The following is an 11,408-nucleotide window of genomic DNA, read 5'->3' on the forward strand; positions in this document are numbered from 1 at the left end:
GGGCTTTTTCTTTTTTGTTAAAGGTAAAAATTAATCAGGATTTAATGAATTTCTTATTAATTATTAATAATTTTACTTTAAGCTTGGGGTATATTACCAAGCAACGTGGGAATAATTAATTATTCCTAATGACATTGAGGAGGTTTGAGCTATGGGAAAAACTGTAGGCATTGACCTAGGGACCACCAACTCCGTTATTGCGGTTATGGAAGGGGGCAAGCCGACTGTAATAGTCAATACCGAAGGTGATCGCACAACTCCTTCGGTTGTGGCTTTTAAAGATGACGGAGAAAGACTGGCAGGTAAAGTTGCCCGGCGCCAGTCTGTTTTAAATCCTGAAAATACACTGTACTCAGTGAAGCGCTTTATCGGCCGGCGCTATTCAGAGGTGACCGATGAGAGAAAGCTTGTTCCTTATAAGGTAACATCAGGCCCCAATGACGCTGTGCGCTTTGATATCCGCGGCAAAAAGATGGCGCCGGAGGAAATCTCGGCGCTGGTCCTGCGCAAGCTGGTGGATGACGCGGCCAAGTACCTGGGTGAAAAGGTTACTGACGCGGTGATTACCGTACCGGCTTACTTTAACGACGCCCAGCGTAGCGCCACCAAAGACGCCGGTAAAATTGCCGGCCTTAACGTGCTGCGCATTATCAACGAGCCTACCGCGGCAGCCCTGGCCTATGGGCTGGATAAAAAGTCCAATGAAACAATCATGGTTTTCGACCTGGGCGGCGGGACTTTTGATGTGTCAATCCTGGAAGTAGGGGACGGAGTTTTTGAAGTAAAGTCAACCAATGGTGATACCCACCTGGGGGGCGACAATTTTGACAAAGAAATTGTTGACTGGCTCGCCAATGAGTTTAAGAAGGACCACGGCATTGACCTGCGCAATGACAAGCAGGCCCTGCAGCGATTGATCGAGGCCGCGGAAAAAGCTAAAATGGAGCTGTCCACGACCCTGGAGACTCAGATCAACCTGCCTTTTATCACTGCCGACGCCAACGGGCCAAAACACCTTGACACAAAATTAACCCGGGCGAAATTTGACGACCTGACGGCCCACCTGGTGGAGCGCTGCCGCGGTCCGGTAAAAGCAGCCCTGGCTGACGCGAAGCTGTCGGAGAAGGACATTGACGAGGTCATTCTGGTCGGCGGGTCAACCCGTATCCCTGCTGTGCAAAAACTGGTCCGCCAGCTGACCGGCGGCAAAGACCCGCATATGGGAGTCAACCCTGATGAAGTGGTAGCTGTGGGCGCCGCCATTCAAGGGGGTGTGCTGGCAGGGGAAGTGAAAGACGTCCTCCTGCTGGACGTCACACCTCTTTCTCTGGGCGTGGAAACTTTAGGCGGTGTCATGTCCAGGATTATCGAGCGCAATACCACTATTCCCGTACGGCGCAGCCAGATCTTCAGCACTGCCGAAGACAGCCAGCCGGCGGTGGATATCAACGTCCTGCAGGGTGAGCGGGAAATGGCCAGGGATAACCGCTCCCTGGGACAGTTCAAACTTGACGGTATTCCCGCGGCGCCCAGAGGCATACCGCAAATTGAGGTAACCTTCGATATTGACGCCAACGGCATCCTGAAAGTCAGCGCCAGGGACAAGGGCACAGGCAAGGAGCAGACTATTACCATCAGCGGTTCCACCAACCTGAACAAGTCTGAGATCGACCGCATGGTGCATGAAGCGGAGATTCACGCGGCCGAAGACAAAAAGCATAAAGAAGAAATAGAAGCGCGCAATGAGGCTGATTCTCTGGCCTATCAGGTCGAACGCCAGCTCAAAGACCTGGGCGACAAAGTGCCGGTGCACGAAAAGGCACGTGTGGAACAGCTGCTGGGCGATCTGAAAACGGCTTTAAAAGAAAACGCTCCTATTGACCGCATTCGTACCCTGCAGGGCGACCTGCAGCAGGCAGCCTACTCACTTTCCCAGTCCGCTTACCAGCAGGCTGGCGGGGGGCCTGCCGGGGGAAGCGCCGGGCCGCCGCACGGTGAAGACGTGGTGGACGCCGAGTTTGAGGAAAAATAGAGCTAAACTGTCAGGAGGGCAACGATGAGCAGACAGGAAAGCGATACGCCGCAGGATGAAATTTTAAGCCTGCGCAAGGAACTGCAGGAGGAAAAAAACCGCCACCTGCGGACCCTGGCTGATTTCGACAACTACCGCAAGCGGGTGGAGCGGGACATAGAGGCCAACTCCACCCGCGGCAAAAAGGAATTAATAAAGGAACTTATCGCCGTCCTGGACAATTTTGAAAGGGCTTTTGCACAAATCGAGGATGAACAGGTGAAGCAGGGCTTGCAAATGGTCTACCAGCAGCTTTTCAGCCTGCTCCAGCGTCACGGGCTGGAAGTAATCGAGAGCCTGGGCAAGCCATTTGACCCCTGCGAGCATGAGGGTATCGGTTATTTGGAAAATCTGAATATCCTGCCGGGCCACGTAGCCGGGGAACTGTCCCGCGGCTACCGTTTTGGCGGCAGCCTGCTGCGGCCGGCCCGGGTTATGGTAGCGAAAAGGCCGGTGAGAATTGAATGAGTGTCGCATTTCGTGACTACTATGAAATTTTAGGCGTCAGCCGCGGCGCCACGGAAAAAGAGATAAAAACAGCATACCGCAAGCTGGCCCGCAAATGGCACCCGGACCTGCACACCGGTAAGGATAAAGAGGCAGCGGAAGAAAAAATCAAGCAGATCAATGAAGCTTACGAGGTTTTAAGCGATAAAGAAAAACGGGAGAAGTACGACAGGCTGGGAGCCAACTGGCGGGACGGCCAGGATTTCCAGCCGCCTCCCGATATGGACGGTTTTCACTTTTATACCAGCCAAGGTGGCGGGGCAGGAGGTTTCAGCGACTTTTTTGAAACCCTTTTTGGCGGCGGTTCACCTTTCGGGCGCTCGGCCAGAACAACCCGGCGCGCCGGGCCCGTGCGCGGCGGGGATGTGGAAAGTGAACTGGAACTGACACTGGAAGAAGCTTACAGGGGCGGGGAGAAATCACTGCGGATTTCTACCAGGGAAACATGTCAGGTTTGTGGCGGAACAGGGATAAACAATAACACCTTTTGCCGCAGGTGCGGCGGGACCGGGGAAACGGCAGGCTATAAAACCCTGACGGTAAAGATCCCGCATGGTGTCCACGAAGGCAGCCGGATCCGCCTGAAAGGACAGGGAAGCGAGGGCTTAAGCGGGGGGGCGGCAGGCGACCTTTATCTCAAGGTAAAACTCCTGCCCCACTCTGTCTTCAAGGTGAAAGATGAAGACCTGGAAACCGAGGTTGTTTTGCGGCCGGAACAGGCCGTGCTGGGCGATCAGGTATCTGTACCCACTCTGGACGGGCCGGTTCTGATGAAAGTGCCGCCGGGTGTCCGGGCTGGTAAAAAACTGCGCCTGCGCGGCAAAGGTTTGCCTCATCATAAGGGGCGCGGCGATGAATATGTAATAATAAGAATCGATATCCCTGAGCGCCTCACAGAAGAAGAAGAGAAACTATACCGGCAGTTGGCAGTACTGCGGAAAGGGGTGTGACGGTGGTGAAAAAATATTATCTTCAGATTTACCGCCACACTCTTAATACAGGCGAAGAAGAAGCCTGGGTTGATCTGAACAGCCTGTCCATACATCCGGAACTGGCCCTGCGCCTGGCTGAATACGGTGTGGTGGAGATAAAACAAGGCCGCGTAAGGTTAAGTCACGCCGCACGTCTCATAAAGCTGCAGCGGCTGCGCTCCAATCTCAGTGTGAATTTAAGCGGTGCGGCAATAATCCTGGATTTGCTGGAGAGAATCGAGGCGCTCCAGGAGGAAGTGGACCGTCTAAAAAGGAGATAGCTGACAGCATATTTGATCAAAATAGTCGTGGGCCTAAATGGCCCGCGACCGTTTTTTATCTAAAAATTTTTTATTTTAGACATAATTCGACAGCATTCCCGAAGGATATATGTCAGGTAATGTATAAATAAAGCCTTTTAGATAATAAATTAACTTTTATGGAGGGAATTGCCGGTGCAGCGGCTTCACAGCTTATTAAGACGCCAGATAGCGCGGTTTTTTGGTGATTCCTTTGCTATCCCCGAGGGTTGGCAAGGATTCTTCGACGCAGTCAACAGCGCTTACTGTGAATCGGACGCTGACCGGGACATGCTGACCATGGCAATTGAGCTCAGCTCCCAGGAACTGATGCAGGCCAACTACGAATTAAGAAAAAGCGAGCTGCGCTTCCGCCTTCTCTATGAAAGCTCTCCCGTACCCTACCAGTCGCTGGACAGTAACGGCTGTTTTATCGAAGTAAACCAGGCTTTACTCGATATCCTCGGCTACAAGCGCCATGAGATCATCGGCCGTCAGTTCAGCGACATCATGACCCCGGCCAGCAATGATTTGTTTCAGCGACTTTTCCCTCGTTATAAGGAATGCGGCACCCTGCGCGACGCGGAATATGAATTAGTTTGTAAGAACGGCGCCCTGATCAATGTGCTGCTGGACGGCAAGGTGAGCTACAACCCGGATGGGTCTTTCAAACAAACCAACTGTATTTGGAGAGACATCACTGAACAAAAAAAGATGGAGGACGAGCTTTGGAAATACCGTGAACACCTGGAAGATATGGTAAAAGAGCGGACCGCCGAGCTGAAAACGGCTAACGAGCAACTTCAGAGGGAAATGAAAGAGCGCAAGCAAATGGAAAAGGAAATGGCCCGGCTGGACCGGCTCAACCTGGTAGGAGAAATGGCAGCCGGTATCGGGCATGAAATCAGAAACCCGATGACTACCGTCAAGGGCTTGCTGCAGCTGCTCAGTGACAAGGAAGAGTGCGCCGGGTATAAAGAATATTTCAATTTAATGATAGATGAGCTGAACAGGGCTAATTCCATAATTACAGAGTACCTTTCTCTGGCCAAAAACAGAATGGTTGAACTAAAAAACCGGAACCTCAACCATATAGTTACGGCCATATCGCCTTTGATTGAGGCTGAGGGCAGGGTTACCGACAAACATATCTCAATTGAACTGCAGGATATTCCTGACCTTCCTCTAGACGAAAAGGAGATTCGCCAGTTAATCTTCAACCTTGCTCTCAACGGCCTGGAAGCAATGGTGCCGGGCGGGATACTGCTGATAAGGACTTTTCAGGAGGACGGCGCAGTGGTTTTGGCGGTACGGGATCTTGGCAAGGGTATAGAACCGGCTGTGCTGGAAAAGATCGGCACACCTTTCTTCACTACTAAAGATAACGGCACAGGACTGGGCCTGGCTGTCTGCTACAGTATCGCGGCCAGCCATAATGCGAAAATTGACGTAGAGACCGGCACCACGGGAACTACATTCTACGTTAGGTTTCTAACGCCGTCCCCACTGCTTGACTGTCCCCGAATTACTTCCTGAACAACCATCGTTTAGCAGCTATGCCAAAAAAGGATATCAGAAAACTCCGGCGAAGATCAGCAACAAGAACTGTCAATTTTATTTAATAGCCCCAGGAAGGGAGGTAAATGGCTTGAAAGTGGTAATTGTCGGCAACAGCGCGGCAGGCATCGCGGCGGCGGAAAACCTTCGCAGCCTGGAGCCGCTGGCTGAAATCACAGTGCTGTCGCAGGAAAATCACCCCTCCTACTCCCGCTGCCTGATTGCCGAAATTGTGGCGGGCGCCGTCTTTGACTCCATCCGCTACCGCCCGGACTCATTTTTTGAAGAAAGGAATATCAATTTGATCCGGGGTGTGCGGGTGCATTCAGTCAATCACGCCAGTAGCACGGTTTCTTTCGGGGAGGAGAAAGAAGCCTCTTACGACAAGCTGCTTGTGGCAACCGGGTCGCGGCCGGTCAGACTTGGAGTCGCTGGCGAGGAACTGGACGGCGTTTTTGTCCTGCGAAGTTATGACCAGGCTGAGTTGATCAGCAGGTGTGCGGCGGCGGCAAATGATGCTGTTGTGATAGGCGGCGGGCTGGTTGGACTGAAAGCAGCCTATGCTCTGCGCAGGCGGGGCTTGCCAGTGACGGTACTGGTTAAAAGCAGTCACCTGTTAACTCGTCAGTTGGATGCCTTAAGCGCCGCGATGGTGGAAAAGGAACTGCGGGAGGCGGGGATTAGTTTTATCTACGGCCAGAATCCAGTTGGATTCAAATGTGGAGCCGACCCAAAAGCGTTGGGGTTTGTGGTTTTGGAAGACGGGCGGGAAATACCGGCCGGCCTGGCCCTGGTAGCCAAAGGAGTCAGCCCCAACGCCGAACTGGTGCGTGAGGCCGGGGGCGAAATCTCCTCAGGAATAAAAGTAAACGCATTTATGGAAACAAGCCTGCCAAATGTTTACGCGGCGGGAGACTGCATTGAAGTCACAGACTGCGTTACCGGGCGGCAGACGCCTTCAGCGTTGTGGACACTGGCCGTGGAGCAGGGCCGCTATGCCGCCATTAATATGGCCGGCAGGCAGAAAGCCTACCCGGACCCTCTGACCCGGTTGAACGCCGCCCAGTTTGGCAGGCTTCCCTTTGTTTCTGTAGGCGCCATGGAGGAAGGCGAAGAGTTTTTGACCTGGCAAAAAGAAGGCAGGGTTTACCAAAAGCTGGCCATCCGGGAAGACAGGCTGGTTGGTTTTATTATGGTCGGTTTGATCGAACAGGCTGGTGTTTTTACTTCTTTAATCAAAAGCAAGCGGCCCCTGGGCAACTTAAGGGGCGACTTTTTGCAGGGCAAGGTTTCTGCGGCAAATTTAATTTGATTATTTAACTTATTTTGGGGAGGGATATTTATGAGGTCCAGAGACAGCGCTGTTAGCCTGATGCTGGAAGCTGCGCAAAAGGAAGCGATAGAAACCACCTGGGACCGGTTGGATGCCCAACTGCCTCAGTGCGGTTTTGGTGAGCTGGGTGTTTGCTGCCGCCACTGTATGCAGGGACCCTGCCGGATCAGTCCCTTTGAGGACGGGCCCCAGCGGGGTATTTGCGGCGCCACTGCGGACACCATGGTGGCCAGGGGGCTGGTCAGGGCCATAGCCGCGGGTGCGGCGGCTCATTCGGGCCACGCCAAACACCTGGCGCATACCCTGCATAAGTGGGTAAAGGGCCAGGCGCCGGACTACAATGTGAAAAATGAGGCCAAGCTCCGGGCGGTTGCCGCCAGGCAGGGGATTTCCGCCGACGGGCTGAGTGTTCGTGAACTGGCGGCTAAAGTAGTGGCGTCGGTATTCAGCCAGTTTGCCGAGGGAGAGGAGCCTCTGGCCTGGGCGGGCGCCACCGTCACCACCGGGAGGGTCGAAGCCCTGGCTAAACTAGGTGCGCTGCCTGTCGGCATAGACAGCAGCATCGCGGAAATGATGCACCGTACCCACCTTGGCGTGGACGCCGACCCGGTCAATTTGCTGCTGGGCGGGATCAGCTGCGCCATTGCCGACTACACCGGCTGCCATATCGGCACCGACCTTGCCGATATCCTCTTCGGCACCCCGGTGCCTGTAGTGAGCGAGGCCAACATGGGTGTGCTGAAGGAGAACTCGGTCAATATCGCCGTGCACGGGCACAATCCGGTACTCTCAGAAGTAATTGTGCGCATTGCCGGGGAAATGCAGGATGAGGCCAAAGCGGCCGGGGCAGACGGCATCGTCCTGGTCGGCATCTGCTGCACCGGTAATGAGGTGTTAATGAGGCACGGCATACCTCCCGTGACGCACGGAGTTTCCCAGGAACTGCCGATCCTGACCGGCGCCCTGGATGCTATTGTCGTCGATTACCAGTGTGTTTATCCATCTATTGTAGAAGTGGCCCGCTGTTACGGCACCAAGGTGATTACCACCATGAGCATTGCCAAAATCCAGGGCTCCACACATCTGGAATTCGTAGAAGAAGACGCGGCAGGGAAAGCCAAAGAAATTATCGGAGTCGCCATTGAAGCATTCAAGGCCCGTAAAGGCAGGCCGGTCAACATTCCGCAGGTTAAAAGCAAGGTTGTGGCTGGATTTTCAGTGGAGGCCATAGTTGCCGCGCTGGCCAAGCTGGATGCGGCAGATCCTCTGAAACCGGTTATCGATAATATCGTGAACGGTAATATCCAGGGCGTCGTACTTTTTGCCGGCTGCAATAATGTCAAAGTGCCCCAGGATCACAACTACCTGGTGATGGCGGAGGAACTGGCCAAAAGGGACGTGCTCCTGCTGGCTACCGGGTGCGGCGCCGGAGCTTACGCCCGGCAGGGCTTGATGACACCGGAGGCTACAGAAAAGTACGCCGGGCCGGGACTCAAAATTGTTTTAACCGCCATTGGCGAAGCCAACGGGCTGGGCGGCCCGCTGCCGCTGGTGCTCCATATGGGCTCCTGTGTGGACAATACCAGGGCGGTTGACCTTACAGTGGCCATAGCCAATAAGCTTGGCGTTGATATCGATAAGCTTCCGGTAGCGGCGTCAGCGCCGGAATTCAAGACCGAAAAAGCGGTGGCCATCGGAACCTGGGCTGTCGCGTCCGGGCTCCCGGTCCACCTGGGCCTGGTGCCGCCGGTTCTGGGCGGCCCACAGGTTACCTCCATCCTGACTGCTGGAATTAAGGACTTGTTGGGCGGTTACTTTATCGTGGAGACAGACCCGCAAAAAGCCGCGGAAAAACTGTTTGCGGCCATCCAGGAGCGCCGGGCCGGTTTGGGCCTGGGCACTCGCCAGTGGTAGCGGAAAGGGGATGAGCAGATGACCAGGGAAGTACTGATCCGATACGATCGCTGCACCGGCTGCCGGTCCTGCGAACTGGCCTGCGCTGTAGCCCACTCCGCAAGCAAAACTCTTTTGGGGGCTATCGGCGAAGCCAAGCGGCCGCTGAAAAGGATCTTTGTCCACCAGGCCGGGGCCAAAAAAGTTCCGCTTAACTGCCGGCACTGCGGGGAAGCGCCCTGCCTGGACGCCTGCATAGCCGGGTCCATGTACCGTACGACGGAAGGCATCGTAACCAACGAAGGTGGGGAGCGCCCCTGCGTTGGCTGCTGGATGTGCGTGATGGTCTGCCCCTACGGCGTCATCCGCAGTGAGCTGAAGGAAAAACTGGCGGTAAAATGCGACCGGAACTGCCTTGATGACGGGAAAGTGCCCGCCTGTGTGCGTGCCTGCCCCACCGGCGCCCTGGTATACGAGTCCATTGACCAGTTTGGCGAGGACAGGCGCAAGGAGTTTTTGGCTAAAGCAGTAGGCGGCCAATAAAACAGATTTGACATGTAAAACATGTTTTCGGGGAGAGTCAGGGGGGACCTTGACTCTCTTTTGTGCAAATAGCAATGCCTAAAAAAATACCCGGTTTGACCGGGTATGGTCGACAGTTATTTGCCGCGATGCCGCTGCTTGGCTTTTTCTTTTTTCAAAAGCCGTTTCTTTTCGGCGAGCTCTTCCTTCTGCTGACGTGAAATTGCTTTTCTTTCAGTTTTGTTTTTCTCCCTTTCCAACTGGAGCGCCTGTTGAGCCTTGGTGGAGATACCAACCTCTTTCATGGCCCGGTTAACTTCTCTTGGCAACCTCTTGGGGTTGATTTTTCTTTGGACCGGCTCTTTAGCTTCCACGAATTGCGAGGACCAATCCGTAAGAGCAAGCATCTTCTTGTTGATTAACTCCAGGATCTCTTCATCTTTTGGCTCTGCTCCGAAAACCTGGCGAAAAACCTTAAGCTTTTGGTCAACAATTTCTTCAAATACACCAACCCAGAATTGCCCGTCATGATACACTGTCAATTTCATTAACAGTCCCCCTCTGGTAATTTAACTGGAATGACGGACATCCCGAGGGGGGAAGGTTACTGACGTTTACCCTGCCGGGTAAGCGCGCCGGGACTACCAACCCGGCCGTGTTTTTTCATTCCGAAAATATTATAAAATGCCTGCAGGTATAATTCAATTAGAGAAATAAGTGTTTGCTTTAAGTGCAGTATGACGGAGTAATGTTTTTTAAAGGAGGGAATTTTGCAGATTTAATGTTTCGGTGTTTATTTTACTTTCGTACATTCTTCGATCAGCAAGGTTCAAGAGATAGTCTACATTATCACTGTCGTCAGGATATGTAACCACTCCCACGCTGATACTGAACCGGGGCGCGTTAATCCTTATGCAGTTAATCTCCCCAATCAGGCGCTCCGCCAATTTTTGCGCGGTAATGTGGTCCGTTTGCGGTAAGAGGATAACGAACTCATCGCCACCCCACCTGGTAACGACATCTGTAATTCTAACTTTGCTTTTTAGCTCCTGGGCTACGTTACGCAGAACAACATCACCCAGTGCATGCCCCAGTTTGTCGTTGACCTGTTTAAAGTTATCTAAATCAATAAATAAGAGAGAAAATGGAAAGTTGTAACGTTTGGAACGCTCTACTTCAGCGTCAAGTTTTTCTTTAAAAGAGCGCCTGTTAAGTAACCCTGTCAGGGAATCTATTTTAGCTAATTCAAATAAATGCTTCATTGCCAACGTTACACCAAAGGCTGAGAGGACAGCGCCCGATATATTAATGATGTTCAACAGCACGTTAAATATAACCCATGGCGTCTGAAAAATATCGCAGATAACAAAAAGGATGGCGCCCAAGGTCAGCAGAAAAAGGCCCAGCAGCATAGTTCTCATAATAGGGGGCCTGCCATAAAAAGCATACAGTCTAAGAATACAGACCAAAAAGGTGCCGGCGACCAGCAGTATTGATGAATCGGCAATTATATAGGTTAATTGAAATTCATCTGCAAATTCCCAAACCATAGCCTTCCCCAAACAACTATTTTCTCTAAGTAAAATATCTTTTCTTTGTTAATTAATCCATATCCTTCATAATTAGATGTTTGAATAAAATCTTTTTTGTTTTATGCTCTGAATAAGATTGATTTTTGGCATGCAAAAAGCCCCGATCCCTAGGGGCCTTGATTTTACTGGTGGACCTAAGGGGACTCGAACCCCTGACCTCCTGAATGCGAACCAGGCGCTCTCCCAGCTGAGCTATAGGCCCAAAATATATTTGATTTCAGAGCATTACCATCTTACCATAACAACGACTTAGATGCAACGTTAGTATTTGAAAGACAGAGCTGACGCATGAAAATGTTTTTTAAATCTTGCGGGGTCTGGAATTGACGTTTTCGCAACTATTGCCTATTCGGTTATTCCAAAAATCACCGGTTTATCCGTATCAACACATCCTTAACTAAACCGTTTCTGCTCGTTTTAGCATGCCGGACATCTTCAACGGAAAGACGAGTAGCGCCGCGCAACCGCTGCCTAAGCTGTCTGTATCAGTTCAATTCGCTATGCCGCCAAACGGCTTGTTTTCCAATTTTCTTCGCGCACTAGTCGCAATTGACCGGGAGATTCGGTCAGCCGGCGAAGCCGCCCTGTATCCAACTCACTATAGGTCATAGCTTCATAAAACTTCTTGATGAAAGACTGAACCCCGACTGTTTTGACATGTTC

Annotated in this window: 10 protein-coding genes and 1 tRNA gene; 8 read left to right on the top strand and 3 right to left on the bottom strand. The window is 52.3% G+C overall.

Annotated elements, in window-relative coordinates; translation table 11 throughout:
- The first annotated feature begins 151 nt into the window (after positions 1–151).
- The 8 genes from dnaK (at position 152) to Pmgp_RS14205 (ending at position 9,174) form a co-directional block, all read left to right on the top strand.
- Complete coding sequence (dnaK, locus tag Pmgp_RS14170) at positions 152–2,032, top strand: molecular chaperone DnaK (protein ID WP_134214633.1); 1,881 nt, start codon at positions 152–154, stop codon at positions 2,030–2,032.
- A 24-nt stretch (positions 2,033–2,056) separates the two neighbouring features.
- A complete protein-coding gene (locus tag Pmgp_RS14175) occupies positions 2,057–2,539 on the top strand; it encodes a nucleotide exchange factor GrpE (protein ID WP_134214634.1) in 483 nt (160 codons plus the stop codon).
- On the top strand, positions 2,536–3,528 hold the full coding sequence (locus tag Pmgp_RS14180; RefSeq protein ID WP_134214635.1) for a DnaJ C-terminal domain-containing protein: 993 nt from the start codon (positions 2,536–2,538) through the stop codon (positions 3,526–3,528). Before Pmgp_RS14175 ends, Pmgp_RS14180 begins: the two co-directional genes overlap by 4 nt.
- Positions 3,529–3,533: 5 nt before the next feature.
- The gene (locus tag Pmgp_RS14185) at positions 3,534–3,830 is read left to right on the top strand and encodes a chaperone modulator CbpM (RefSeq protein ID WP_134214636.1); all 297 of its coding nucleotides are present in this window, start codon (positions 3,534–3,536) and stop codon (positions 3,828–3,830) included.
- Positions 3,831–4,004: 174 nt separating this feature from the next.
- Positions 4,005–5,384, top strand: coding sequence for a PAS domain S-box protein (locus tag Pmgp_RS14190; protein ID WP_134214637.1), 1,380 nt, complete (start codon positions 4,005–4,007; stop codon positions 5,382–5,384).
- A gap of 118 nt (positions 5,385–5,502) precedes the next feature.
- The gene (locus Pmgp_RS14195; protein WP_243119864.1) at positions 5,503–6,717 is read left to right on the top strand and encodes an NAD(P)/FAD-dependent oxidoreductase; all 1,215 of its coding nucleotides are present in this window, start codon (positions 5,503–5,505) and stop codon (positions 6,715–6,717) included.
- Positions 6,718–6,747: 30 nt separating this feature from the next.
- Entirely contained in the window at positions 6,748–8,652 is a 1,905-nt protein-coding gene (gene cooS / locus Pmgp_RS14200; RefSeq protein WP_134214639.1) for an anaerobic carbon-monoxide dehydrogenase catalytic subunit, read from the top strand.
- Positions 8,653–8,670: 18 nt separating this feature from the next.
- Positions 8,671–9,174 (top strand): 4Fe-4S dicluster domain-containing protein, encoded by a 504-nt coding sequence (locus tag Pmgp_RS14205; RefSeq protein ID WP_134214640.1) that lies wholly within the window; start codon positions 8,671–8,673, stop codon positions 9,172–9,174.
- A gap of 116 nt (positions 9,175–9,290) precedes the next feature.
- On the opposite strand, the gene Pmgp_RS14210 is transcribed toward Pmgp_RS14205, so the two are convergent.
- The 3 genes from Pmgp_RS14210 to Pmgp_RS14220 form a co-directional block, all read right to left on the bottom strand.
- Positions 9,291–9,701 (bottom strand): YjdF family protein, encoded by a 411-nt coding sequence (locus tag Pmgp_RS14210; RefSeq protein WP_134214641.1) that lies wholly within the window; start codon positions 9,699–9,701, stop codon positions 9,291–9,293.
- 207 nt (positions 9,702–9,908) lie between these two features.
- Positions 9,909–10,574, bottom strand: coding sequence for a GGDEF domain-containing protein (locus tag Pmgp_RS14215; RefSeq protein WP_192902939.1), 666 nt, complete (start codon positions 10,572–10,574; stop codon positions 9,909–9,911).
- Positions 10,575–10,871: 297 nt separating this feature from the next.
- Positions 10,872–10,947: transfer RNA gene (locus tag Pmgp_RS14220), tRNA-Ala, on the bottom strand.
- Positions 10,948–11,408 lie beyond the last annotated feature (461 nt).

This window comes from Pelotomaculum propionicicum (genome assembly GCF_004369225.1).
GTDB classification, from domain to species: domain Bacteria; phylum Bacillota; class Desulfotomaculia; order Desulfotomaculales; family Pelotomaculaceae; genus Pelotomaculum_B; species Pelotomaculum_B propionicicum.